This is a genomic window from Jatrophihabitans sp. (assembly GCA_036389035.1).
Lineage (GTDB): Bacteria > Actinomycetota > Actinomycetes > Mycobacteriales > Jatrophihabitantaceae > Jatrophihabitans_A.
The window spans coordinates 1-25,458 of record DASVQQ010000012.1; the positions used below are offsets into that span (position 1 = coordinate 1).

Below are 25,458 nucleotides of genomic sequence, written 5' to 3' on the forward strand. Positions count from 1 at the left end.
ACTGCGGATCGGGCGCGCCCTTCGGGCGGCCGAGGTGAGCGGCCACGATCACGCGGGCGCCGGCGTCCCGGAGTGCCTGCAGCGTGGGCAGGCTGGCCCGGATCCGGCCGTCGTCGGTGATCGCCCGGGTCTGCTTGTCGAGGGGGACGTTCAGGTCGGCGCGCAGGAGCACGCGCCGGCCCGACACCCCCTCGGCGAGCAGGTCGTCGAGGGACCGCATCAGAGGGAGGCGCCGACGAGCTCGACGGAGTCGACCAGCCGGTTGGAGTAGCCCCACTCGTTGTCGTACCAGCCCAACACCTTGACCATCGGCCCGAAGACCTTGGTCAGCTTCGCGTCGTAGATGCACGAGGCCGGGTCGGTGACGATGTCGGAGGAGACGATCGGCGCCGAGGTGTAGGTGAGGACCCCGGCCAGCGGGCCGGACTCGGCGGCCGCGCGGTAGGCGGCGTCCACGTCGTCGGCCGAGGCCTCGCGGGTGAGCTGGACGGTGAGGTCGGTGGCCGAGCCGGTGGGGACGGGCACGCGCATGGCGTAGCCGTCGAGCTTGCCCTTCAGCTCCGGCAGGACCAGGCCGATCGCCTTGGCCGCGCCGGTGCTGGTCGGCACCACGTTGATGGCGGCGGCGCGGGCCCGGCGCAGGTCCTTGTGCGGCGCGTCCTGCAGGTTCTGGTCCTGGGTGTAGGCGTGGATCGTGGTCATCAGGCCCTTCTCGATCCCGAAGGCGTCGTGGAGGACCTTGGCCAGCGGCGCCAGGCAGTTGGTGGTGCAGGAGGCGTTGGAGATGATGTGGTGCTGCTGCGGGTCGTAGAGCTCGTGGTTGGCGCCCATCACGATGGTGATGTCGTCATCGGTGGCCGGCGCGGAGATGATGACCTTCTTCGCGCCGCCGTCCAGGTGCTTGCGGGCGTCGGCGGCCTTGGTGAAGAACCCGGTCGACTCGACGACCACGTCCACGCCGAGTTCCTTCCACGGCAGGTTCGCCGGGTCGCGCTCCTCCAGCGCCCGGATCGCCTTGCCGTCGACGATGATGTTCTGCTCGTCATAGCCGACCTCGGCCGGGAACCGGCCCAGGATCGAGTCGTACTTGAGCAGGTGGGCCAGCGTCTTGTTGTCGGTGAGGTCGTTGACAGCCACCACCTCGACGTCGGCGCCGCTGGCCTGCACCGCCCGGAAGAAGTTGCGTCCGATCCGGCCGAAGCCGTTGATACCCACCCGAACAGTCACTACAGGTCTCCTTGTGCATCGTGTACTTCGGCGAGATGGATCACGTCGAGGTACTGCTTGGTCATGCCTGGCCGCGACGCTGCTGGCCGGACCCACGGGGCCCGTGACCAACTTTATCGGGTGCGCTGGGGCGCGGTGTTACCAGGCTGATACCGACCGGTAGGGGTGCCCGGCGGCTGCGACGGGAGCAACCCGGCGGCTGGTCCGGGAGCGGGTCCGGCGGCCGGGACGTGCCTCAGGGGGCCAGCATCTCCGGGGTGACCGCGGCCTCGGTGTTCGGGATGCCCTCGTCCTGGGCCCGCTTGTCGGCCATCGCCAGCAGCCGCCGGATCCGTCCCGCCACCGCGTCCTTGGTCATCGGCGGGTCCGACAGGCTGCCCAGCTCCTCCAGCGAGGCCTGCTTGTGCTCCAGGCGCAGCCGGCCGGCCTGCAGCAGGTGCTCGGGGGCGTCCGAGCCGAGGATGTGCATGGCCCGCTCGACCCTGGCGCCGGCGGCGACGGCCGCGCGCGCGGACCGGCGCAGGTTGGCGTCGTCGAAGTTCGCCAGCCGGTTGGCGGTGGCCCGCACCTCCCGGCGCATCCGGCGCTCCTCCCAGGCCATCACCGAGTCGTGCGCGCCGAGCCTGGTGAGCAGCGCGCCGATGGCGTCACCGTCGCGGACCACCACCCGGTCGGCTCCCCGGACCTCGCGGGCCTTGGCCAGGATGCCGAGCCGCCGGCCGGCTCCGACCAGGGCCAGCGCCGCCTCGTTGGTCGGGCAGGTGATCTCCAGGGCGCCCGCCCGGCCCGGTTCGGTCAGCGAGCCGTGCGCCAGAAAGGCCCCCCGCCAGGCGGCTTCGGCCTCGGACAGGGTGCCGGCCACCACCTGGGTGGGCAGGCCGCGGACCGGCCGGCCGCGCAGGTCCACCAGGCCGGCCTGGCGGGCCAGTCCCTCGCCGTCCTTGCTCACCCGGACCAGGTAGCGGGTGCCCTTGCGCAGGCTGCCACCGGTGACGACCTGGATCTCGGCGGTGTGGCCGAAGACCTCGGCGATCTCCTTGCGCAACCGGCGGGCCACCGAGCCGGTGTCGAGCTCGGCCTCGACGACGATATGCCCGGCAATCAGGTGCAGCGCGCCGGCGAACCGCAGCATGGTGGCGATCTCTGCGCGGCGGGCCGAGGCCCGGGTGATCGTCACCCGGCTGAGCTCGTCCTTGACAGCAGCTGTCATCGCCATCAGAGCACTCCTTCGTCTGTCGGGCCGCGGTGCAGGCCACCGTCGCCCGGGGTGTCGCCTTGGGTGTCGCCTTGAGCGTGGTCCAGCCCGGCCGCTTCGGCGACGGCCAGACTGAGCTTGCAGGGATCATGCCTTGCCCGCGAGTCGATCTCCGCGATGGGCGCCAGCACCAGCCGGGCGCCGATGCCCTCGGCGTAGGCGTGCAGGCTCCGCCGGTCCAGCACCGCGTCCTGGTCGGCGACCACCACGTCGACCTTCAGCCGCGGGCAGTGCTCGTGCAACACCCGCAGATGCTCCTCCGGGGAGAACCCGTCGGTCTCACCGACCTGCGGCTCCAGGTTGAGCACGGTGATCAGCCGCGCCCCGGTGGCGGTCAGCGCCGCCGCCAGCCCGCGCACCAGCAGGTGCGGGATCACGCTGGTGAACCACGAGCCGGGGCCGAGGATCACCGCGTCGGCGGCCAGGATGGCCTGCACCGCCTCGGGGCAGGCCGGGGCGTTGGCCGGCAGCAGCCGCACCGCCTTGACCCGGCCGGAGGTGGCCGCGATCGCCGACTGGCCGCGGATCCGGCGGAACTGCACCGGGTCGTCGGGGTCCACGCTGGTGACCTCGGCGATCAGGTCCAGCGGACGGGGTGACATCGGCAGCACCCGGCCGCGCGCGCCGACCAGGCCCGCGACGGCGTCCAGGGCGGTCACGGCGTCATCGTGCAGTTCCATCAGGCCGGTCAGCAAGAGGTTGCCGATCGGGTGCCCGGCCAGCGCCCCGGCGCCGCCCATCCGGTGTTGCAGCACCGTCGACCAGGGCAGCCCGGCCGCGGGCCCGGCTGCGGGGTCGGCCGCGGGGTCGCCGATGCCGGTCAGCTGCCCGGTCGCCAGCGCCGACAGCGCCATCCGCAGGTCACCGGGCGGCAGCAGCCCCAGCTCGCGCCGGATCCGTCCGGACGAGCCGCCGTCGTCGGCGACGGTCACCACCGCGGTGACGTCGACGTCGAGCAGCCGCAACGCCGACAGCGAGGCGTACAGGCCGTGGCCGCCGCCGAGTGCCACGACCCTGGGCCGCCGGAGACCCGCGGCCGGCGAGGTGGGCGGGTCCTGGGGTGCGGCGGCCACTACTCGCGGCCCAGGTCCCGGTGCACCACGGTCGCCCGGATGCCCAGGCCGACCAGCCGGCGCACCAGCTCGCGGCTCAACGCCACCGACCGGTGCTTGCCGCCGGTGCAGCCGACCGCCAGCGTCAGGTAGTGCTTGCCCTCCCGGCGGTAACCGGCGCCGATCAACTGCAGGATCGGCAGGTACATGTCCAGGAACTCCACCGCCGACTGCTGGCTCAGCACGTAGTCCGCGACCTCGGGGTCCTCACCGGTCAGCAGCCGCAGCTCCGGGATCCAGTACGGGTTGGGCAGGAACCGGACGTCGACCACCAGGTCGGCGTCGGCCGGCAACCCGTACTTGAAGCCGAAGGAGACCACTGTCGCGCGCAGCTCGGGCAGGTCCATGCCGTCGACCGCGAAGGCCTGCTCGATGGCCTGGCGCAGCTGCGGAACCGAGCGGTCGGAGGTGTCGAGCACCAGGTCGGCGATGTCGCGCAACGGCTCCAGGATCTCGCGCTCGGCGATGATGCCGTCGGACAGCCGCCCGTCGCCCTGCAGCGGATGGGCCCGGCGCACGCTCTCGAACCGGCGGATCAGCACGTTGTCGTTGGCTTCGAGGAACAGGATCCGGGGCTGCAGCTCGCGCCGTTCCAGTTCGGCGATGACGCCGGTGAGGTCGGTGGAGAACGCCCGGCTGCGCACGTCCATCACGACGGCGAGCCGGGTGACCGCGCCCTGGCTGCGGCTGCCCAGGTCGACCATGGTGGCGACCAGCTCCGGCGGCAGGTTGTCCACCACGAAGAACCCGAGGTCTTCCAGGCACTTCGCGGCGGTGCTCCGACCGGCTCCGGACAGGCCGGTGACGATCACCGTCTCCAGTGCGCCGCGCTCTGCGCTGGCCATCAAGAAGGCTCCTTCTAGGTAACGGTCGATCGTGCGGGGGACGCGGATCGGGACGGGGTCGGGACGGGTGAGGACGTGGGGATCGGGACGTCGGGATCGGGGGTACGCGCTGATTGTGCTAGCTGACTACCTCGCCGGTGGCCATGTTGACGGCAGGCTCGCGGTCAGCGGCGTTGGCAACCAACGCTTCGGCTACCCGTTGGGCCAGTTCGGGGCCGAAGCCGGGCACCTGCGCGATCTCCTCGACGGAGGCCGCGCGCAGTTGCCGCAGCGATCCGAACCGGGCCAGCAGCGCCTTGCGGCGGGCCGGACCGAGCCCGGCGATGCCGAGCAGCTCCGACTCGGTCATCGACTTGGACCGCTTCTGCCGGTGGAAGGTGATCGCGAACCGGTGCGCCTCGTCCCGGACCCGCTGCAGCAGGTACAGCGCCTCGGAGGCGCGCGGCAGGATCACCGGGTAGTCCTCGTCGGGAACCCACACCTCTTCCAGCCGCTTGGCCAGGCCCACCAGCGTCACGTCGGTGATGCCCAGCTCGGCCAGGACGTTCTGCGCGGCCGCCACCTGCGGGGCGCCGCCGTCGACCACCACCAGGTTCGGCGGGTAGGCGAAGCGCTTGACCGGCTTGGGCTGGGCCCCGCTCTGCCAGTCGGGGGCGGCGGCCAGCTCGGCGGCCTGCTCCTGCAGTTGGCGGGCGAACCGGCGCCGGATCACCTCGGCGATCCAGTCGGTGTCGCCGCCGCTGCTCTGCATGGTGAACCGCCGGTACTCGCTCTTGCGGGCCAGGCCGTCCTCGAACACCACCATGCTGGCCACCACGTTGGTGCCCTGCACGTGGCTGATGTCGAAACACTCGATGCGCAAAGGGGCATCGGGCATGCTGAGCGCTTCTTGCAGCTCGGCCAGCGCCTGCGAGCGGGCGGTCAGGTCACTGGCCCGGCGCAGCTTGTACTGCATGAACGCCTGCTCGGCGTTGCGCTCGACGGTCTGCATCAGGGCCCGCTTGTCACCGCGTTGCGGGACCCGCAACGACACCCGGCTGCCCCGCCGCTCGCTGAGCAGCTCGGCCAGCGCCTGGTGGTCCTCGGGCAGCTGCGGCACCAGCACCTCGCGGGGGACGACGGCGTCCTCCTGGCCGTAGAACTGCAGGGCGAACTGCTCCACCAGCTCGCCGACGGAGGACTCGTCGTTGAGGCCGGCGGTCGAGTCGACCACCCAGCCGCGCTGGCCCCTCACCCGGCCGCCCCGGACGTGGAAGACCTGGACGGCCGCGGACAGCTCGTCGGTGGCGAAGGCGACCACGTCGGCGTCGGCGCCGTCGGTCAGCACCACCGCCTGCTTCTCCATGGACCGGCGCAGCGCGCCGAGGTCATCGCGCAGCCGGGCCGCCCGCTCGAACTCGAGGTTGCTGCTGGCTTCGGCCATCTGGCGCTCGAGCCGGCGGATCATGGTGTCGGTCTTGCCGGCCAGGAAGTCGCAGAAGTCCTCGACGATGACGCGGTGCTCGGCGGCGCTGACCCGCCCGACGCACGGCGCGCTGCACTTGCCGATGTAGCCGAGCAGGCAGGGCCGCCCGATCTGACCGGCCCGCTTGAACACCCCGGTGGAGCAGGTGCGGGCCGGGAACACCCGCAGCAGCAGGTCGAGGGTCTCCCGGATCGCCCAGGCGTGGGCGTACGGGCCGAAGTACCGGACGCCGGGCTTCTTGGGCCCCCGCATCACCTGCAGCCGCGGGTACTCCTCGTTGAGGGTGACCGCCAGCGACGGGTAGGACTTGTCGTCGCGGTAGCGGACGTTGAACCGGGGGTCGAACTCCTTGATCCAGTTGTACTCCAGCTGCAGCGCTTCGACCTCGGTGTTGACGATGGTCCACTCGACGCTGGCGGCCGTGGTCACCATCTGCCGGGTGCGCGGGTGCAGGGCGCTGATGTCGGCGAAGTAGGAGTTCAGCCGGGACCGCAGGCTCTTGGCCTTGCCGACGTAGATGACCCGGCCGGTGCCGTCCCGAAACCGGTACACGCCCGGTTCGACCGGAATCGTGCCCGGAGCCGGGCGGTATGAGGACGGGTCAGCCACGAGTAGAGCCTAGTTAGCCGGGATGGAAATCGGGTCTGGAGAAGCCGACGGCGCTTTAGTAGCCGTCAGCGCTCGGCGGCCGGACAGCGGTCTTGCGAACCGTGCCGGTCGCCCGCGTTCCGGTCTTGGCGGTGGTCTTGGCAGCGCCGGCTTTGGCCGTTGCCTTGGCAGCCGTGGTCTTGGCAGCGGTGCTCTTGCCGGCCGTGCCGGTGTTGGCCGTTGCCTTGCCGGCCGTGCCGGTGTTGGCCGTTGCCTTGGCGGCCGTTGCCTTGGCAGCCGTGGTCTTGGCAACCTTGGCCACCGCCCGCTTCGCCGGCGCCGAGCCGTTGCTGGCCGCGGCGACCGGCTGGCGCACCTTGCGGGCCGGCCCGGCGGGCCGCTTGCCGGCGGCCTCGGATTCCAGCCGGTCGGCCAGGATGGTGGCCAGGAACTGCCCGGTGTAGGAGCCGGGCACCCGCGCCACGTCCTCCGGGGTGCCCTGGGCCACCACGGTGCCGCCGCCGGAACCGCCTTCGGGACCCATGTCGATCACCCAGTCGGCGGTCTTGATGACGTCGAGGTTGTGCTCGATCACCATCACCGAGTTGCCCTTGTCGACCAGGGACTGCAGCACCGCGAGCAGCTTGGAGACGTCTTCGAAGTGCAGCCCGGTGGTGGGCTCGTCGAGCACGTAGATGGTGCGCCCGGTGGAGCGCTTCTGCAGCTCGCTGGCCAGCTTGACCCGCTGCGCCTCGCCGCCGGACAGGGTGGGCGCCGGTTGCCCGAGCCGGACGTAGCCCAGCCCCACGTCCACCAGGGTCTCCAGGTGCCGGGCGATCTTCGAGATCGGCTTGAAGAACTCGGCCGCCTCCTCGATCGGCATGTCGAGCACCTCGGAGATCGTCTTGCCCTTGTAGTGCACCTCCAGGGTCTCCCGGTTGTACCGGGCGCCCTTGCACACCTCGCACGGGACGTAGACGTCGGGCAGGAAGTTCATCTCGATCTTGATGGTGCCGTCGCCGGCGCAGTTCTCGCACCGGCCGCCCTTGACGTTGAAGGAGAACCGGCCCTGCAGGTAGCCGCGGACCTTGGCCTCGGTGGTCTCGGAGAACAGCTTGCGGACGTGGTCGAAGACACCGGTGTAGGTGGCCGGGTTGGACCGCGGGGTGCGACCGATCGGTGACTGGTCGACCCCGACCACCTTGTCGAGCTGCTCCACGCCGGTGACCCGCCGGTGCCGGCCGGGCGGCATCTTCGCGCCGTTGATCTTGTTGGCCAGCGTCGCGTACAGGATGTCGTTGACCAGGGTGGACTTGCCCGAGCCGGACACGCCGGTCACCGCGACGAACACCCCGAGCGGGAAGCTGACGTCGATGTTGCGCAGGTTGTGCTCGCGGGCGCCTTCGACCAGCAGCTCGCGGCCCGGGGCGACCGGACGGCGGATCACCGGCACCTCGATCGTCCGGCGACCGGAAAGGTAGCTGCCGGTGATCGAGTCCTTGGACGCCAGCAGGTCATCCAGGGTGCCCGAGACCACCACCTGGCCGCCGTGCTCGCCGGCCTGCGGGCCGATGTCGACGATCCAGTCGGAGGCCCGGATGGTGTCCTCGTCGTGCTCGACCACGATCAGGGTGTTGCCCAGGTCGCGCAGCCGGATCAGGGTGTCGATCAGCCGGCGGTTGTCGCGCTGGTGCAGGCCGATCGAGGGCTCGTCCAGGACGTAGAGCACCCCGACCAGGCCGGCCCCGATCTGGGTGGCCAGCCGGATCCGCTGGGCCTCGCCGCCGGCCAGGGTGGCCGCGGCCCGGTTCAGCGACAGGTAGTCCAGGCCCACGTCGACCAGGAAGCCGAGCCGCGAGTTGACCTCCTTGACCACCCGGACGGCGATCATCTCTTCGCGCTCGGTCAGCCGCAGGCCGGCCAGGAACTTCGCGGCCTCGCCGATCGACAGGGCGCAGACCTCGGCGATGGACTTGCCGGCCACCGTGACCGCCAGGATCTCGGGCTTGAGCCGGGTGCCGCCGCAGGTCGGGCAGTCGACCTCGCGCATGAAGCCCTCGTACTTCTCCCGGCTCCAGTCGCTGTCGGTCTCGGCGTGCCGGCGCTCCAGCCAGGGCACCACGCCCTCGTAGCTGGCGTAGTAGGAGCGCTCGCGGCCGTACCGGTTCTTGTACCGGACGTGCACCTGCTCGGAGCTGCCGTGCAGCACGGCCTTCTGGGCGCGGGCCGGCAGCCGGTCCCACCGGGTCTGCACGCTGAAGCCGACCTGGTCGGCCAGGCCTTCGAGCAGCCGCAGGAAGTAGTCATTGTTCTGGCCGTTGGACCACGGGGCGATGGCGCCGCCGGCGATGGACTGCGACGGGTCGGGCACCAGCAGCTCGGGGTCGACCTCTTTGCGGGTGCCGATGCCGGTGCAGGCCGGGCAGGCGCCGAACGGGGCGTTGAACGAGAACGACCTGGGCTCGAGCTCGTCGATGGCCAGCGGGTGCTCGTTCGGGCAGGCCAGCCGCTCGGAGAACCGGCGCTCGCGGTGCGCGTCGTCCTCGGGCAGGTCGACGAAGTCCAGGATCACCATGCCGCCGGCCAGGCTGAGCGCGGTCTCGACCGAGTCGGTGATCCGCTGCTTGCTGGAGGCCCGGGCGGTCAGCCGGTCCACCACCACCTCGATGGTGTGCTTCTCCTGCTTCTTCAGCGTCGGCGGCTCGGTGAGCGAGTGGTTGGTGCCGTCGACCCGGACCCGGGAGTAGCCCTTGGTCTGCAGGTCGGCGAACAGGTCGACGTACTCGCCCTTGCGCTCGCGGATCACCGGGGCCAGCACCTGGAACCGGGTGCCCTCGGGCATCTCGAGTACCCGGTCGACGATCTGCTGCGGGGTCTGCTTGCTGATCGGCTCGCCGCAGATCGGGCAGTGCGGGTGCCCGATCCGGGCGTAGAGCAGCCGCAGGTAGTCGTAGACCTCGGTGATGGTGCCGACGGTGGAGCGCGGGTTGCGCGAGGTCGACTTCTGGTCGATCGAGACGGCCGGCGACAGGCCCTCGATGAAGTCGACGTCCGGCTTGTCCATCTGGCCCAGGAACTGCCGGGCGTAGGCCGACAGCGACTCGACGTAGCGGCGCTGGCCCTCGGCGAAGATGGTGTCGAAGGCGAGTGAGGACTTGCCCGAGCCGGACAGCCCGGTGAACACGATCATCGCGTCCCGGGGCAGGTCGAGGTGGACGTCCTTGAGGTTGTGCTCGCGGGCGCCACGGACGATCAAACGGTCAGCCACAGTCTTCTCTCTGGTTCAGCAGGCGGTCTTGCTGGGATCCGGCCGTCACCAATCTCAGAGGTGCGCGGCGTGCACTGGAAAGAGTAATGGCGGGCTACGACATCGCGCTGCCGGCCAGCGCTCCGGCCGGTGCAAACGCCTGGCGCACGGGCCGGGTCGCCCGGGCCAAGTCAGTTTGCAGGCTAGGTCAGTTGCCAGTCGACCGGTTTGCCGCCCCGCTTGACCAGCAGCTCGTTGGCCCGGCTGAACGGGCGGGAGCCGAAGAACCCGCCGCTGGCCGACAGCGGCGACGGGTGCACCGACTTCAGGCAGTCGGCGTCGGACAGCAGCGGCTCCAGCGACTGCGCCTGCCGTCCCCACAGGATGGCCACCAGCGGCTGGTCCCGTGCCGCCAGCGCCCGGACGGCCTGGTCGGTCACCCGCTCCCAGCCCTTGCCGGCGTGCGAGCCCGACTTGCCCGGCTGGACGGTCAGCACCCGGTTGAGCAGCAGCACCCCCTGCCTGGTCCAGGGCGTCAGGTCGCCGTTGGACGGGATCGGCACGCCCAGGTCGTCGCGCAGCTCGCGGTAGATGTTCTGCAGCGAGCGCGGCACCGGCTGGACGTCCGGGGCCACCGAGAACGACAGGCCCACCGGGTGCCCGGGCGTCGGGTACGGGTCCTGGCCCACGATCAGCACCCGGACGTCCTCGAAGGGCTGGCTGAAGGCCCGCAGCACGTGCTCGCCGGCCGGCAGGTAGGACCGGCCGGCGGCGAGCTCGGCCCGCAGGAAGTCCCCCATCGCCCGGACCTCGCCGGCCACCGGCTCCAATGCCCCGGCCCAACCGGTCTCGACGATCTCTTCCAGGGAGCGCACAGGCATGGCTGACACCGTAGCGCCAGCCTCCGGCGCCGGGCCGGAGCGGCACGAGGCTGTCCGGCACTACGCTTCTGAGTGTCATGGGCAACTACACGATCATCACGCTCGGGGCCGCGACCGAGCTGCTCGATCTGCCCTTCGACAAGCCGCTGGAGGAGTGGACCGACCCCCGGTTGGTGCAGGTGCCGCGCGGCATCTCCCGGCACGTGGTGCGCTTCATCCGGGCGCACAACCAGATCTTCGCGATCAAGGAGGCCACCGAGCGCTACGTGACTCGCGAGCATCACCTGCTGCGCGAGCTGGCCGAGGCCTCGGTGCCGGTGGTGGACGCCTTCGGCACCGTGCTGGACCGCAGCGACCACGACGGCCACCACCTGGACGGCCTGCTGATCACCAAGCACCTGCCGTACTCGCTGCCCTACCGGTCGCTGTTCACCGAGCGGTCGCTGCCCGACCTGCGCTCCCGGCTGCTGGACGCCCTCGCCCAGCTGTTCGTTCGGCTGCATTTGACCGGCTTCTTCTGGGGTGACTGCTCGCTGTCGAACACGCTGTTCCGCCGCGACGCCGGCGCGCTGGCCGCCTACCTGGTGGACGCCGAGACCAGTGAGAAGCACCCGCAGCTGTCGCGCGGCCAGCGGGAGCACGACCTGACCATCGCCACCGAGAACATCGCCGGTGAGCTGATGGACCTGCAGGCCGGCGGCTACCTCTCCCTCGACGACGACCCGATCGAGACGGCCCAGGGCTTGCAGCCGCGCTATGACCAGCTGTGGACCGAGCTGACCGACGACCAGGTCTACCCCACCGCCGAGAGCTACCGCATCGAGGAACGGGTCCGGCGGCTGAACTCGCTCGGCTTCGACGTCTCCGAGATCGGCATCCGGACCGAGGACGCCGGCCGCAAGCTGCGGTTCGAGACCCACATCGTCGAGCCGGGCCACCATCAGCGCCGGGTGTACGCCCTCACCGGGCTGCGGGTGCAGGAGAACCAGGCACGCCAGATCCTGTCGGACCTGGCCAGGTTCCGCGCAAAATGGATCGAGGGCGTCGAGCACGACATCCCCGAGGACCTGGCGGCGCGACGGTGGCTGGACGAGAAGTTCTACGGCGTGCTGTCGATGGTGCCGCCCCGGTTGCGCGCCAAGATGCCCGACGCGGAGCTGTTCTACGAGATCGCCGAGCACCGGTGGCTGATGTCGGAGCACCTCGGCCGAGATGTCGGCCGGCAGGCAGCGGTGGAGGATTACGTCAAGACCGTGCTGTCCAAGCTGCCGGACGCCTCCGTGCAGGTGTTGACCGATCCCATTACTGAGGAGCTTCCGGTGATCCGAGAATGACGTACACGGGTGAGGTGAGCGTCGGCGGCGAGGTGGACACCCGCGAGCTGACCGGGCTGAGCATCGCCAAACTCGCGGTGGGGCCGATGTCCAACAACGCCTACCTGCTGCGGTGCCGGGCCAGCGGCCAGGCGCTGCTGATCGACGCCGCGGCCGAGCCGGGCCGGCTGCTGGACCTGGTCCGGCTGGGCGGCGAGACCGCCTCGGCGGTGCTGACCACCCACAAGCACCCCGACCACTGGCAGGCGCTGGCCGGCGTGGTGGCCCAGACCGGGGCCCGGACGATGGCCGGTGCTGATGACGCTCGCGGCATCCCGGTGCCCACCGACCGGCGGCTGGAGCATGGCGACACCGTGCATGTCGGCGACGCCGAGCTGCGGGTGATCGTGTTGCGCGGGCACACTCCGTGCTCGGTGGCGCTTTACTACCGCGACCCGGACGGCTCGCAGCACCTGTTCACCGGCGACTCGCTGTTTCCCGGCGGGCCTGGGAAGACGGGGTCGCCGAAGGACTTCAACTCGTTGATGGACGACCTGGAGCGGCGGGTCTTCGACGCCTACGACGACGAGGTGTGGTTCTACCCCGGCCACGGCAACGACTCGACTCTCGGGGCCGAGCGGCCACACCTAGCCGAGTGGCGCGCCCGCGGTTGGTAGTCAAGGTTACGTAGGATACAGCGCGTCAGGAGATTGAATAGTGCAAGCTAAAACAGGTGCGCGAATAGTACAAACGGTTCGTAAGTCGTACCGCTAGTAGGTTCAAATATTGTTAGGACGGCCAGTGGCCGGCAGGCAATTACTTGCCACGACGACTAATCAGGCACGGTAGGAGAGCAGTTGCAGACGCTGTGTGCAGACCTCGACCCAGCCCGGCCGTTGCCCACTCCGTGGCCGGACTACGAGCGATGGCTCGTTAAAGAATGGCGGAGCCTTCTCGCATCTGGGCCATCCGAGTTGACAGTGCAAGAGTTTCTTGAATCTCATCCTGTCTTGTTACCGGGGGGCGACGGTGATGCTGGGCCCGGCGGTCATCATGGACCTCATCTCGATGGCGTATTCCGTGAGGTACCGCTCAAAGGTCTTAACCGCGACCAGCGTCCCGACTTCATGTGGATTACCCGCTCAACTTCCTTGCTTACTCCGATCTGCATCGAGATCGAGAAGCCTGACCGCGCCTGGTTCACCAGCAAGGGTGACCCCACAGCGGAACTGACTCACGCACGCAGCCAGATTAACAAGTGGCGCGACTGGTTCAGCCAACCGCCGAACCAAATGATCTTTCGCGAACAATATGTTGGCAATGAGTACTCAAACAAACAACTGCTTCCTATCTACATACTTATCTACGGTCGCGCTCGCGAGTTCGACCCGTCCGCCAGGATCCATCTGGATGCTGACGACCTACGCCGTCAACGAGATCAAGGCAATAAATCCGATGAGCTTTCAATGACTTTCGACTCACTTAAACCCCGATATGCGCTAAAGGACTTCGTCACGCTCTCGATGAATAAACATGGCGTGGAACTGCACGCCGTTCCTCCGAGTTTCACCACAGGACCGTGCACAATGCACGTTGCCAAAGTCGCACGCGACCCCTCACCAATTAAAAAGACGTTGCTATGGACGCCCGAGCGTAAGCAGTATGTCCAAGACCGCTGGCGTCACTGGCAGCAGATCGCTGACAACGGTTGGAATGGCCCTGTCGCTCTTGATGGCGGCGAATAGCCTAGCTAGGCCTCCAGTGCGTCTACCTCAGCGACGAACATCGCCACAATCGCCTCACCGGTCAAATTCTGCCGGTGCACCTGAACCACCGGGTAATGCATACCGATCTTAGGGGAGTCCACCTGCAATAGCAGGTCCTCCAGCGCGCTCAGCGGCACACCGGTTCCCTCAGCACCGTTGACCGGCTCGCGCAATCGGGGCGCACCTCTAGCCATGTCATTTCGGCTAAAGGTGAGTAGCTCCCACGACGAACTTCCCCCGGACACGACGCACCGCAAATTCCCAGCGATCAGCAGATCAACGCGCTGATGGTCATAATGCCGCACGCTAATCTCTCCGATCAGGTCACCGACACCCTTTACCGGAGAGGTCAACGAGACGCTCAATCTAGCGTCCCCAATATTCAAGAACCAGTTGGGTGGCTGAACCATCGCCGTAGCGTCTGGGACTACGTGCTGTGCCAACTCAACTATGTCATCCCAAATCGCCGCCCATCGCGCTAATCCATTCTCTTGATTTTGCTCGCTCTGCTGACTCATCCGGGCAAGAACCTCCGCTTCTTGGGCTCTCGCGGCCGATCGCGATACGATTCGCTGCAGGCTCTTTTGAAGGTCAGTAATAGCCGTCGGCGGGCTGAGGATCTGACGCACTTGCCGGGGGTCCTCCGGCCTGCCGTTTGGATTTTTCGCCAACAGCATTCGTAACGCTCGATCAAGCGCAGCATCCGCCAATATCGGTATTGCAGGAATCTCGAATCGATGCGCGTGTGCGGCCCCTTGCAATGGAAACGGAGAATGGCCCATCAACGCCTCTAACGCGGTGCAGCCTGCTGCGTATAGATCCGACTGCAACGAAGCAGGTTCTGCGTCGAATAGCTCTGGTGCCCAGTATTGCTGGGACCCATGGCCCACCCACGTATGTGATCCGGTGCTGTCGTTGAGTCCCTTCGAGATACCAAAGTCCGCTAGCACCCATCGGTCACGCCAACGCAAAACGTTCAGCGGTTTGATATCGCGATGTGCGATGAACGCTTGCGCCAGTTCCTCCACGCCGGCCATCAAGTCTAAGAGAAGCAGCCGCGTCTCAATTTCGCTGAGTGGTCCGGCATCCCGTAGGCGAGCAGCTAGGCTGAAATCCGCTCTGGGCATCACTAATACGATTTGCTGAGGATTAGGCATAAAATTGTCCAACAGTGGCATCAAATGCCCCACTTCCACCTTGGCCAATCGACGCGCAATGTCGATCTCGCGACCAAAAGACTTCGCGTTCGTGTACCAGTTACTTGTCCCGTCATCGACCACGCGAATGACCTTTACCGCCACACGCGTCCCATCGCCCGCTTCACCCTCGTACACAACGGAGAACCCGCCACGACCGATAGGTTGATCCTCATGCCACACGTAAGACGCGCCGCTGGGTAGGTCGAAGCGCTTCGTCTCTGGCATTCCCCAAGACTGCCATGAACGTCGAGCTATGTAACGCCACCGAGCGACCTACGGGAGAGCTACTCGTTCGGGGGCAACCAACCAACTTCTCGTGCGGCAGCGAACATCGGCTCGGCGTCAATCCGGCCAGCTCGTTGTGCATTAACCGCCCATATGAGGATCTGCGCAAGTCGCTGAGGGTTGTCTGGTTGCCAGAGCGACGTGAGTGCCGGCCCGCCGAGATAGTGCATGGACTCGCGCGGAACGAGCGACATGATCAAGCCGAGGTTCGTGCACAGGGTACGAGCCTGCTCCAGCTCGCCTAGAGTAATGTCTGACGGCAAATCGAATTGGTCCTGCACGCTTGTTTCTAACGCCGTGCGCCACTCGTCGAGGCTGGCTAAGACCGGTGGCACGCCGTCGTTAATTGACTCCAACAGCCCGTGGCCGCCAAAAGCGGTCAGCAACGAACTCAGTGCTTCCACGTCGTGCTCTTCAGGCGGCTCGCCCTGAGCTGTTCCGATCAGAGCGGTCATCACCATATGCAATTCGTCATCAGTGTGTGGCCTGCCGGATTTCCCTATAAGCCTGCGAACCCAGCGGGCGAAATCATTGTTAACGTCGATTGATCTTGTGGCCGAAGCAAGCGCTCGCGAGGATACCTCACTGAAGTCTGGGTCAGCTTCGACCGGCGCTGGCAGCAGGAGGTTATCGACGAGCATCCGCATACGTGCGACCTGATGACGTAGTGCTTTGACCAGGGCGTCTCGCGTCACCCTTAGACCAGCCGCAAAAATTAGCAACGCTAAGTCGTCCAACGATCGGCCACGTCGTGCATGGGTGGAAAGGAAGGCAACAACCTGTTCCGCGGTATCTCTCTCCACCGATGAATAGGTGCGCGGCCGTTTACCCGGTGCTGCTCCGGGCGGGCGATTGCCCAACCGCGTCGGCTCCGGTACCAAGCCAGCGCGACGCCAGCGGTTCACTTTGCCTGCACTCACAAGGAGACCCTGGCTGGCCGCCCACTCTGACAGCTGGACATCAACAGTAGCCACCGCGATGGGAAGTCGATCTTGACGTGGCATGCACTAAGGCTAACCCCCCAATGAAGAGCGCGGTTGTGGCAAGGCGGTAGGTCATGCTGGTTATCTGCGGACCGCCCGCGAAGTCGATGTAACAGGAAGAGGTAATTGAATGACCAACAGCCAAATCAAGACGCTGACTTTATGGCTCTCGCTAATCGGGACCGCCGCTTGGGCGCACAAGATGCTACGTCAGGCTATGTGACGACCGACTGCGTCCAAACCTTGAGGAGTGGCGCGTCCGCGGCTGCTAGCAGGACGCAGTTGGCTCCATGCTGGCGCGGCGCGGTGGGCTCACATCACAACGTGGATGAACTCACCAGCCCAGCTCGTGCAGGCGATCGTCGTCGATGCCGAAGTGGTGACCTACCTCGTGGATCACCGTCCGGCGCACCTCCTCCACGACGTCTTCCTCGGTGTCGCAGATGAGGCAGATCGCCTCGTGATAGATGGTGATCTGATCGGGCAACGCGCCGGAGTACTGGCTGGTGCGCTCGGTCAGCGGGATCCCGCGGTAGAGCCCCAGCAGGCCCGGTGGGCCGGGGTCGTGTTCGACGACGACCGCCACGTTGCGCATCAGCTTGCCCAGATTCGGGGGCAACCCGTCCAGCGCTTCGCCGACCATCTCTTCGAAGCGGACGGGATCTACCTCAACCATGCATCCAGTGTGGCCTGACGCGGTTAAGCAAGGTTCGCGCAGGTGACGACCCTGTGATCCGGTGCACTGTCGTGGGCTCGCGCACCCACTCACCAACCACGCCGACCTGGACGACGCTGTCAGTCCGTCGCGGATGGTTCCGCCGGCCCCTCGACGCGGTAGCGCACGTGCAGTACCCGGTTGCCCTGCACCACCTGCACGGGGTCACTCAGCAGCATCGTCCCCGCGTAGTCGCCGAAGAACCGCTTGCCCGTGCCCAGCACGACGGGGGCGACGTCCATCGCGATCTCGTCGACCAGTCCGGCCGCGAGCGCCTGCGCGGCGACCTTCCCGGCGGTGACGCAGACCAGCCGCTCGCCGGCCAGCTCCTTGGCCTTGGCGATCCCCTTCTCGACGGAGTCGACGAAGTGGTACTTCGCCTCGGGGTGCCAGCCCTCCGGCTTCGGCCGGTGCGACACCACCACAACGTGCTCGCCGGTCGGCGGCCGGCCCTCCCACCCGTTCACGAAGTCGAACAGGTGCCTGCCCATCACGATCACCCCGATGTCCTCCCAGAACGGTCGGACGTAATCGGCTGACGCCTGGGACACCCGCAGGCCCGGCAATAGCTCAACGTCACCGTTGCCGTACCAGTCGAACAAGTGGCCCGGCAGGTCGTCGTCGTAGGCGATGTAGCCATCGACCGACACCACTGCCTGCATGATCACCGTGCTCATCTCGATCTCCCATCGTGGTGGCGGGACAGTCCTCATCCTGGGCGGGCAGCCTTGATTCGACCCTAGAAGCGAGCTGAACATCCGCACCAGGGCGCATAATCCGAGCATGGGTGAGGATGAACGAGACGCCGTCGCCGAGCCGGCGCCGGACTCCCAGCGCTTCAAGCGGCTGCCTGAGCGCGTGAGGTTGGAAGACACCGTAGAGACTCACGACACGACCGTCGCGCGAGACCCCGAAGGCGGCCGCGACACCAACCGCGACTTCATGATCCGTCATATAGGCGGCTGACGCCGGCCTACGCGGAACGCGCGCGAATCCACCGCACGATGCCGCGCACGCCGACGATGCCGAGCCCGATGACGACCCCGAGGACTGCGGCGGGAATGCCGACTTCGAACGCCGCGGCCCAGGCGGTCGGAACGTAGACGGTCAGGCCCCACACCAGGCCGGTCACCAGGCCGATAGCGCCGCAGATGAAGGCGGCCCACCCGACGATCCAGTCACCGGGCCGCTGAGACAGGCCTGTCATGGCGAAGCCCCTCTTCGTCCGAATTCAGTCTTCAGGAAACTCAACCCCGCGTTCCTCAAGGGCGGCGATCAGCAGTCGCGCCTCGTCGGTCATCCAGCGGAGGTAGCGGGCCAGCAGTTCAGGGGTGAGGTCGTCGACGTTGCGGTTCAGCACCCCGTCGCACATCTCCAGACCCACCTGCCAGGTCGGCTCGTGCAAGTAGTCAGCGTAGGGCGGAGGGTTACGCATTCGGAAGCCGGCCACCTGCAGAGCCTCGCACAGTCAGTCAGCGGTCCGCTCGTACAGCGCGATCAGGTTGTTGTCCGGGTCCAGGACCGCGAACTCGCGCGTCCCCCACGGCTTCTCGCTCAACGGGGCGTTGGGATGGACCACCCCGAGCTCGCGGCAGTGCCGATAGAGCTCGTCCACGCCGGTGACCTCGATCCGGCAGGAGACGCTGCCCGCCAGGTGCCGCTCCGCGCCCGGGGCGCTGCCGTCGGCCACCCACACATGCAATTCGACCTGGTCCCGCCGCAGGATGCCCAGGCCGCGGCCCTCGTGCCGCAGCTCTGTGAACCCCAGCGCGTCCTGCAGGAACGCGACCGCGCGCCGCTCATCGGAGACCGCCAGCGCCGGCACCGCGGCAAGGAATCGAGGCCGGTCTGCCACATTGGCTCCTTCATATCTGCGCACCAAGCTAGTGCATCCTTCACTTGGGCCTCGCGTTGTGCTACCGCCCAACGAATTCGTTGGGGTACTCTAACCTAATGAGCGCTACGGAAAGCTCGGCTGAGCCCGTCCTCCCACAAAGCGACGTGCCTGGCACTGTAGAAATGGACGAGCTAGCACGGATGCGGGCGAGTCTCCACGAACTCGTCGAATACATTGCGGCCCTCCCCATAGCCGCGCTAGAGGGCTCCGGTGATGTTCGGATCGACTTGAAAGAGCCTAAGTCGACTAAGCCAGTCCCCCGGAAACGACGTACGCCCACCGGGCAAGCCAGTACGCCAGCAAAGACCCCCCTCGCCCAAGAACGCACTGCGTTCCTCGCCGATCATCTCGGAAGTGCTGAGCTGGCGCGTCTCATCGGTGTCTCGCGAAGCCAGCCGACCAGGTGGCGAAGCGGCGAGGAGAGTCCTGGCCCTGACGCAGCGCGCAATCTTGTCGACCTCGATCACGTCCTCACCCGCGCACTGATGCTGTTTCCCGAGCGGGTGGCGATCGACTGGCTGTACAGCAGCAACTCCTACCTCGATGGCGCCCGGCCGATCGACGTTGTGAAAACGAGAGGGTCCGCTGACGTCATCGCTTCGCTCGATGCCGCCTCTGCCGGCGCGTTCGGCTGACCGCAATGCTTGTATATCGAGTGTTTCCCTTTGACGAGGACGCCCTGCCAGGCGAGCCAGGCCATCCCGAGTATCTCCACAAGCCCCAAGGACAAGGCCGTCTCGACAACCCGGCCTCATACGACACGTGGTACTTCGCTGCGACCCCCGAGGCGGCAGTGGGCGAGGTTTTCGGAGACCTCACCACGTGGGGCGATGACATGTTTGAACTCCCAGCATTACCGAACGCACTGCGGGTATTAGGCATCTTCGAACTTCCCGACTCCGCCAACCTGCTTGACCTCGACGACCCCAAGGCTCTTTACGAGCGCCGGCTTCGTCCAACCCAGGTCATCGCCCGCCGCCGTGCGGTTACTCAATCCTGGGCGCTGGACATCTTCAAGGAGAGTGAGGACACCGGTGCCCGCCAGTGGGCCGGCGTTCAGTGGTGGTCATTTCAACGCCCACACTGGACCGTCTACGGACTTTGGTACAGCCGCGGAGAGGCCCCCATCCACAAGTTGGTCGACTGGGATTTCCTGGATGTCAACCACCCTGCGGTGGCGGACGCCGCCCGCAGTCTCGGAAAAACCTTCATCTAGCGGCACTACGCTGGGAAATCACATGTCCTCGCCAGCGCAGCCGCCCGAGCCGTCCCGGCCACCCCGGCCACGGCGGTCAGGACCGTCCCGCCGGCCTAGGACCGAACAGCCAAAATCCGAGGATTCGAAATCCAAGCACCCGAGGTCGGACCGACCGAAGTCTGAGCGGCCGAAGTCCGAACGTGCCGCCGCCGCTACCCCGGCAACGGCCGAGCAGGTCCGCGAGCTGACCCGCCGGATCGACGAGCTGGGCCCCCGCGACCGGCACCAGCTGGGCCGCCGGCTGGCCGGCAGCAGCTCAAGCCCCGACCGAGTACAAGCGCTCGCCAAAGACGTCGAGCGGGCCGAGCACCGGCTCGCCCAGCGCCGGGCCGCCGTGCCGGAGATCAGCTACTCGGAAGACCTGCCGGTAAGCCAGCGCCGCGAGGACCTGCTGAAAGTGATCGGCGAGCATCAGGTGGTCGTGGTGGCCGGCGAGACCGGCTCGGGCAAGACCACCCAGATCCCGAAGCTGTGCCTGGAACTCGGCCGCGGCGTCAAGGGCATGATCGGGCACACCCAGCCCCGGCGGATCGCCGCCCGCGCGGTCGCCGAGCGGGTCGCCGACGAGTTGGGCACCGAGGTGGGCGCGACGGTGGGCTTCGCGGTCCGGTTCACCGACCGGGTCAGCGACACCAGCCTGGTCAAGCTGATGACCGACGGCATCCTGCTGGCCGAGATCCAGCGCGACCGGATGCTGCGCGCCTACGACACGATCATCATCGACGAGGCGCACGAGCGCAGCCTCAACATCGACTTCCTGCTGGGCTTCCTCAAGCAACTGCTCCCCCGCCGGCCCGACCTGAAGCTGATCATCACCTCGGCCACCATCGACCCGCAGCGCTTCGCCGAGTACTTCGATGAGGCGCCGGTGGTGGAGGTGTCCGGACGCAGCTACCCGGTCGAGGTCAGGTACCGCCCGATCGTCGACCCCGAATCCGACGACGAGGACCGCGACCAGGTCACCGCGATCTGCGACGCGCTCACCGAGCTGCGCCGCGAGCCGGCCGGTGACGTGCTGGTGTTCCTGTCCGGGGAGCGCGAGATCCGTGACACCGCCGACGCGATCAACGCCCTGAAGCTGCCTGACACCGAGGTGCTGCCGCTGTACGCGCGGCTCTCGGCCGCCGAGCAGCACCGGGTGTTCGCCGGCCACCGCGGCCGGCGGGTGGTGCTGGCCACCAACGTCGCCGAGACGTCGCTGACGGTGCCCGGCATCAAGTACGTGATCGACTCGGGCACCGCCCGGATCTCGCGCTACAGCCAGCGCACCAAGGTCCAGCTGCTGCCGATCGAGGCGATCTCGCGAGCGTCGGCCACCCAGCGGGCCGGCCGCTGCGGGCGGACCTCGGAAGGCATCTGCATCCGGCTGTACTCGGAGGAGGACTTCGAGTCCCGCCCGGAGTTCACCGACCCCGAGATCCTGCGCACCAACCTGGCCTCGGTGATCCTGCAGATGGCCTCGCTCGAACTCGGCCCGGTCGAGCAGTTCGGCTTTCTCGACCCGCCCGACCCGCGCCAGATCGCCGACGGCATCGGGCTGCTCACCGAACTCGGCGCGCTGCAGACCGCCGGGAAGCCGGGCGCGCAACAGCAACAGCCCAAGCAACCCAAACTCACGGAGCTGGGACGCCAGATCGCCCAGCTGCCGGTGGACCCGCGGCTGGCCCGCATGATCATCGAAGCCGACCGGCGGGCCTGCGTGCGCGACGTGCTGGTGCTGGCCGCGGCGCTGTCCATCCAGGACCCGCGGGAACGCCCGGTCGAGCACCAGCAGGCCGCCGACCAGCAGCACGCCCGGTTCGCCGACCCGAAGTCGGACTTCGCCGGTTACCTCAACCTGTGGCGGCACGTCCGCGAGCAGCAGGAGTCGCTGTCCTCCAGCCAGTTCCGCCGGATGTGCCGGACCGAGTACCTCAACTACCTGCGGATCCGGGAGTGGCAGGACCTGTTCGGCCAGCTCCGCCAGATCGTCAAGGGGATGGGCGTCCGGATCGGCGACCAGCCGGCCGACGAGGAGCAGGTGCACCGCAGCCTGCTGTCGGGCCTGCTGTCCCACATCGGCCTCAAGGACCCCGCCCGCCGCGACTACCTCGGGGCCCGCAACGCCCGGTTCGCGATCTTCCCCGGCTCGGCGCTGTTCAAGAAGCAGCCGGACTACGTGATGGCGGCCGAGCTGGTCGAGACGTCGCGGCTGTGGGCCCGGGTGAACGCCGGCATCAAACCCGAGTGGGCCGAGGAGCTGGCCCCGCACCTGGTCAAGCGGACGTACAGCGAGCCGCACTGGGAGCGCAACCGGGGCGCGGTGATGGCCTACGAGCGGGTCACCCTGTACGGGGTGCCGCTGGTGGTGGCCCGCAAGGTCGGCTACGCCGCTATCGAGCCCGAGCTGTGCCGGGAGCTGTTCCTCAGGCACGCCCTGGTCGAGGGCGACTGGCAGACCCGGCACCATTTCTTCGCCGCCAACCGGGCCCTGGTGGAAGAGGTGCAGGACCTGGAGAACCGGGCCCGCCGCCGCGACATCATGGTCGATGACGAGTCGGTGTTCGCCTTCTACGACCAGCGGATCCCCGCCTCAGTGGTCACCGGGCGGCACTTCGACGCCTGGTGGAAGAAGGCCCGCCACTCACAACCGGACCTGCTCGACTTGTCCACCAGCCAGCTGGTCCGGCCCGGCGCGGAGTCGATCTCGGCCGAGCAGTTCCCGGACCGGTGGAGCTCGGGTGACTACCAGCTGGAGCTGAGCTACCGCTTCGAGCCGGGCGCGGCCACCGACGGCGTCACGGTGGGCATCCCGTTGCCGGTGCTGAACGAGGCCACCGCCGCCGGCCTGGACTGGCAGGTGCCCGGGCTGCGGACCGAACTGGTGACCGCGCTGCTGCGCACCCTGCCCAAGCAGCTGCGGCGCTCGGTGGTCCCGGTGCCCGACACCGCGGCGGCCCTGGTCGCGGCGCTGCCCGAGGACGTCGGCGGCTCGGCGGCCCGGCTGACCAAGGTGCTGAGCGCCGAGCTGCGCCAGCTGCGGGCCGTCGACATCCCCGAGGACGCCTGGGACCTGGACAAGCTGCCCGTGCACCTGCGCCCGACCTACCAGGTGCTCGACGAGCAGGGGGCGGTGCTGGGTCAGGGCAAGGACCTGGCCGAGCTGCAGGCCCGGTTCGCCCCGGCCGTCACCGCGACCCTGGAAAGCGTCACCGCCGACCTGGCCCGCGACCGGCTGGCCGACTGGGACTTCGACGAGTTGCCCCGCTCGGTGCGGCGCGAGGTCGCCGGCTACCCGGTCACCGGCTACCCGGCGCTGGTGGCCGAGGGCGACCGGGTCGCGATCAGGGTGCTGGACTCGGCGGCCAAGCAGCGGCGCCAGATGTGGGCCGGCACCCGGCAGCTGCTGGTCAACACCGTGCCCTCGCCGGTCAAGCACCTGATCCGGGGGTTGAGCCTGCAGCAGCGGCTGACCCTGAGCCGGACCCCGCACGGCTCGCCGGCCGCGCTGCTGGCCGACTGCGTCGCGGCCGCGGTGGACCAGCTGATGACGGCGGCCGGCGGCCCGCGCTGGGACCGGGCCGGCTTTCTCGAACTGCGCAAGCAGGTCAGCGCCGAGCTGCCGGCCACCGCGGCCGGCATCGTGGCCGTCGTGGAGAAGGTGATGGCCGCGGCGCACGAGGTGGAGGTCGCGCTGGAGGCGTGCACCACCCCGGCGTTGAAACCGGTGGCAGCCGACGTCCGGGCCCAGCTGGACGGCCTGATCTACGCCGGCTTCGTCACCGACACCGGCGCGGCCCAGCTGCCGCAACTGCGGCGCTACCTGCGGGCGATGACCCAGCGGCTCACCGACGCGCCCGGCAACCTGGCCCGCGACCGGGACCGCCAGGCCCAGGTCGAGGTGGTCTGCCGCGACCTGGCCGAGCTGCGCGCCAAGCTCGGTGAGGATGCTGACGGCGTGGCCGAGCTGCGCTGGATGATCGAGGAGCTGCGGGTCAGCCTGTTCGCCCAGAAGCTGGGCACGGCCTACCCGGTGTCGGTGCCGCGGATCCAGAGCGCGATGGACGCGTTGGAAGAGTCGGCCGAGTCAGCGCACTTCCTCAGCTGACGCGATCTCTGACTCGACCGCTTCGACCATCCCCTGGTAGTACCTGCCGCGGAAGAACACCAGCGGCTCGGTGATCTCCCAGTGCACGTTCATCCGCTCGATCTCGGCGATCACCACGGTGTGGTCACCGGCCTCGGACTCGCTCTGGACGGTGCACTCCAGCCAGCCCAGCGCGTCGTGCAGCAGCGGCGCGCCGTTCTCACCGACCGACCAGGACGCCCCGCTGAACCGGTCCACGGCCTTGGCGGCGAACCGGCGGCTGACCGCCTCCTGCCCCGCCGACAGCACGTTGATCGCGATGCTGCCGACCTCGCGCAGCACCGGCCAGGTGGCTGAGGAGGCGGCCGGGCAGAACAGCACCAGCGGCGGCTGCAGCGACAGCGAGGTGAAGGAGTTCATCGCCATGCCCACCGGGCCGTGCTCGGTGTGCGCGGTGATCACCGCGACGCCGGTCGGGTAATGCCCCAGGACGTGCCGCAACAGGTCGGCGTCCGGACCACGCAGATCTGGTCGAAAGGCCGCAACCATGTCGTCGTTCACGAACGCCAGACTAGCCAGCCAGGGCTGGAGAGGCCTATCACAGCCTGCCCCACGTCCGGTGGGCCGGCAGGCGTTTAGGCTGCGTGGTCGAGTGGGTGCGCCGAGCGGCCGCGCACTGCCACCTGAGCCTGCCGAACGGGGCGGCCCGGAGGAGTAAGGACCATGGATGGAACTGATCGACGCAGTCCGGCTTCGCCGCAGCACGGCCCCGGTGACCGAGGCCGCCCCCTCCGACGCCGAGCTCTACGGCTACCTGGCGTTGGCGGCGCACAGCCCCGACCATGCCGGCCTGCGGCCGTGGCGGCTGGTGACGGTGCGCGGCAGCGACCGGGACCGGCTCGGCGCCGCCATGGCAGCCGGCTTCGGTGACCCGCCGGGCACCCCCGAAGCGGCCAGGACGGCGTCCAAGGCGCTGCGCGCCCCGTTGCTGCTCAGCATCATCAGCACCCCGGTCGAGCACCCGAAGGTGCCTGATTGGGAGCAGCTGGCGGCCACCGCCGCCCTGGTCAGCACCCTGCAGCTGGTGCTGTTCGAGGCCGGCTGGACGGCCATGTGGCGCACCGGGCCGGCGATCGAGCTCGCCGAGGTGCGCCGGGTGATCGGGGTCGGCGACGGCGAGCAGCTGCGGGGCTGGCTCTACATCGGCGGCCGGACCGAGCTCGCGCCCGACACCCGGCCGGATCCTGACGTCACCGGCAAGATCTCCCCGCTGCCCTCCTAGGCCCTCCTAGGCCCACCTAGACCCTCCTAGGCCCACCTAGGCTCACGACGGGCGCACGCGGTCGAGCGGCACGG

General features: G+C 68.3%; 24 protein-coding genes. 8 read left to right on the top strand and 16 right to left on the bottom strand.

Annotated features, from left to right (window positions below; all coding sequences use genetic code 11):
* The 8 genes from pgk to VF557_10185 form a co-directional block, all read right to left on the bottom strand.
* Nucleotides 1-220, bottom strand: a 220-nt coding sequence (pgk, locus tag VF557_10150) for a phosphoglycerate kinase (protein ID HEX8080558.1), incomplete at its 3' end; no start/stop codon positions are given.
* The gene (gap, locus tag VF557_10155) at nucleotides 220-1,227 is read right to left on the bottom strand and encodes a type I glyceraldehyde-3-phosphate dehydrogenase (protein ID HEX8080559.1); all 1,008 of its coding nucleotides are present in this window, start codon (nucleotides 1,225-1,227) and stop codon (nucleotides 220-222) included. The genes gap and pgk, both read right to left, overlap by 1 nt.
* A 235-nt stretch (nucleotides 1,228-1,462) precedes the next feature.
* Entirely contained in the window at nucleotides 1,463-2,443 is a 981-nt protein-coding gene (gene whiA, locus VF557_10160) for a DNA-binding protein WhiA (GenBank protein HEX8080560.1), read from the bottom strand.
* Complete coding sequence (gene yvcK, locus VF557_10165; protein ID HEX8080561.1) at nucleotides 2,443-3,555, bottom strand: uridine diphosphate-N-acetylglucosamine-binding protein YvcK; 1,113 nt, start codon at nucleotides 3,553-3,555, stop codon at nucleotides 2,443-2,445. Before yvcK ends, whiA begins: the two co-directional genes overlap by 1 nt.
* The gene (gene rapZ, locus VF557_10170) at nucleotides 3,555-4,439 is read right to left on the bottom strand and encodes an RNase adapter RapZ (GenBank protein HEX8080562.1); all 885 of its coding nucleotides are present in this window, start codon (nucleotides 4,437-4,439) and stop codon (nucleotides 3,555-3,557) included. Before rapZ ends, yvcK begins: the two co-directional genes overlap by 1 nt.
* 118 nt (nucleotides 4,440-4,557) lie before the next feature.
* Nucleotides 4,558-6,513: an excinuclease ABC subunit UvrC gene (gene uvrC / locus VF557_10175; GenBank protein HEX8080563.1), complete on the bottom strand. Its 1,956-nt coding sequence runs from the start codon at nucleotides 6,511-6,513 to the stop codon at nucleotides 4,558-4,560.
* A gap of 55 nt (nucleotides 6,514-6,568) precedes the next feature.
* A complete protein-coding gene (uvrA, locus tag VF557_10180; GenBank protein HEX8080564.1) occupies nucleotides 6,569-9,760 on the bottom strand; it encodes an excinuclease ABC subunit UvrA in 3,192 nt (1,063 codons plus the stop codon).
* Nucleotides 9,761-9,942: 182 nt separating this feature from the next.
* Complete coding sequence (locus tag VF557_10185) at nucleotides 9,943-10,620, bottom strand: uracil-DNA glycosylase (GenBank protein HEX8080565.1); 678 nt, start codon at nucleotides 10,618-10,620, stop codon at nucleotides 9,943-9,945.
* A 77-nt stretch (nucleotides 10,621-10,697) separates the two neighbouring features.
* Between VF557_10185 and VF557_10190 the strand changes: the two genes are divergently transcribed.
* From VF557_10190 to VF557_10200, 3 genes are all read left to right on the top strand, one after another.
* On the top strand, nucleotides 10,698-11,954 hold the full coding sequence (locus tag VF557_10190; GenBank protein HEX8080566.1) for a DUF4032 domain-containing protein: 1,257 nt from the start codon (nucleotides 10,698-10,700) through the stop codon (nucleotides 11,952-11,954).
* Nucleotides 11,951-12,610 (top strand): MBL fold metallo-hydrolase, encoded by a 660-nt coding sequence (locus VF557_10195; GenBank protein HEX8080567.1) that lies wholly within the window; start codon nucleotides 11,951-11,953, stop codon nucleotides 12,608-12,610. Before VF557_10190 ends, VF557_10195 begins: the two co-directional genes overlap by 4 nt.
* A gap of 303 nt (nucleotides 12,611-12,913) precedes the next feature.
* Nucleotides 12,914-13,678 (top strand): Shedu anti-phage system protein SduA domain-containing protein, encoded by a 765-nt coding sequence (locus VF557_10200; GenBank protein ID HEX8080568.1) that lies wholly within the window; start codon nucleotides 12,914-12,916, stop codon nucleotides 13,676-13,678.
* A gap of 5 nt (nucleotides 13,679-13,683) precedes the next feature.
* Here the strand turns inward: VF557_10200 and VF557_10205 are convergent, their stop codons facing one another.
* The 4 genes from VF557_10205 to VF557_10220 form a co-directional block, all read right to left on the bottom strand.
* Nucleotides 13,684-15,123 carry a serine/threonine-protein kinase gene (locus VF557_10205; protein HEX8080569.1) on the bottom strand — a complete coding sequence of 480 codons (1,440 nt, stop codon included), beginning with the start codon at nucleotides 15,121-15,123 and terminating at the stop codon, nucleotides 13,684-13,686.
* Nucleotides 15,124-15,182: 59 nt separating this feature from the next.
* Complete coding sequence (locus VF557_10210) at nucleotides 15,183-15,830, bottom strand: hypothetical protein (GenBank protein HEX8080570.1); 648 nt, start codon at nucleotides 15,828-15,830, stop codon at nucleotides 15,183-15,185.
* A gap of 670 nt (nucleotides 15,831-16,500) precedes the next feature.
* Complete coding sequence (locus tag VF557_10215; protein HEX8080571.1) at nucleotides 16,501-16,842, bottom strand: metallopeptidase family protein; 342 nt, start codon at nucleotides 16,840-16,842, stop codon at nucleotides 16,501-16,503.
* 119 nt (nucleotides 16,843-16,961) lie between these two features.
* A complete protein-coding gene (locus VF557_10220) occupies nucleotides 16,962-17,558 on the bottom strand; it encodes a dihydrofolate reductase family protein (protein ID HEX8080572.1) in 597 nt (198 codons plus the stop codon).
* A gap of 106 nt (nucleotides 17,559-17,664) precedes the next feature.
* Here VF557_10220 and VF557_10225 point away from each other — a divergent pair, with 106 nt between their 5' ends.
* Nucleotides 17,665-17,847 (top strand): hypothetical protein, encoded by a 183-nt coding sequence (locus VF557_10225; protein ID HEX8080573.1) that lies wholly within the window; start codon nucleotides 17,665-17,667, stop codon nucleotides 17,845-17,847.
* 7 nt (nucleotides 17,848-17,854) lie between these two features.
* Here the strand turns inward: VF557_10225 and VF557_10230 are convergent, their stop codons facing one another.
* The 3 genes from VF557_10230 to VF557_10240 all read right to left on the bottom strand — a co-directional run bounded on the left by VF557_10230 (nucleotide 17,855) and on the right by VF557_10240 (nucleotide 18,736).
* Complete coding sequence (locus VF557_10230; GenBank protein HEX8080574.1) at nucleotides 17,855-18,088, bottom strand: hypothetical protein; 234 nt, start codon at nucleotides 18,086-18,088, stop codon at nucleotides 17,855-17,857.
* A gap of 24 nt (nucleotides 18,089-18,112) precedes the next feature.
* Entirely contained in the window at nucleotides 18,113-18,286 is a 174-nt protein-coding gene (locus VF557_10235; GenBank protein HEX8080575.1) for a hypothetical protein, read from the bottom strand.
* 63 nt (nucleotides 18,287-18,349) lie between these two features.
* Nucleotides 18,350-18,736 (bottom strand): VOC family protein, encoded by a 387-nt coding sequence (locus VF557_10240; GenBank protein ID HEX8080576.1) that lies wholly within the window; start codon nucleotides 18,734-18,736, stop codon nucleotides 18,350-18,352.
* Between the two features lie 527 nt (nucleotides 18,737-19,263).
* Here VF557_10240 and VF557_10245 point away from each other — a divergent pair.
* Genes VF557_10245 through hrpA form a run of 3 tightly spaced genes read left to right on the top strand, consistent with a single transcriptional unit; the run spans nucleotide 19,264 to nucleotide 24,123 of the window.
* A complete protein-coding gene (locus tag VF557_10245; protein ID HEX8080577.1) occupies nucleotides 19,264-19,413 on the top strand; it encodes a hypothetical protein in 150 nt (49 codons plus the stop codon).
* 20 nt (nucleotides 19,414-19,433) lie between these two features.
* A complete protein-coding gene (locus VF557_10250; GenBank protein ID HEX8080578.1) occupies nucleotides 19,434-19,994 on the top strand; it encodes an RES family NAD+ phosphorylase in 561 nt (186 codons plus the stop codon).
* A 22-nt stretch (nucleotides 19,995-20,016) separates the two neighbouring features.
* On the top strand, nucleotides 20,017-24,123 hold the full coding sequence (gene hrpA / locus VF557_10255; GenBank protein HEX8080579.1) for an ATP-dependent RNA helicase HrpA: 4,107 nt from the start codon (nucleotides 20,017-20,019) through the stop codon (nucleotides 24,121-24,123).
* Here the strand turns inward: hrpA and VF557_10260 are convergent.
* Nucleotides 24,103-24,663, bottom strand: coding sequence for a flavin reductase family protein (locus VF557_10260; GenBank protein ID HEX8080580.1), 561 nt, complete (start codon nucleotides 24,661-24,663; stop codon nucleotides 24,103-24,105). The two genes, hrpA and VF557_10260, sit on opposite strands and share 21 nt — an antisense overlap.
* A gap of 166 nt (nucleotides 24,664-24,829) precedes the next feature.
* Between VF557_10260 and VF557_10265 the strand changes: the two genes are divergently transcribed.
* Nucleotides 24,830-25,384 (top strand): nitroreductase, encoded by a 555-nt coding sequence (locus VF557_10265; protein HEX8080581.1) that lies wholly within the window; start codon nucleotides 24,830-24,832, stop codon nucleotides 25,382-25,384.
* Nucleotides 25,385-25,458 lie beyond the last annotated feature (74 nt).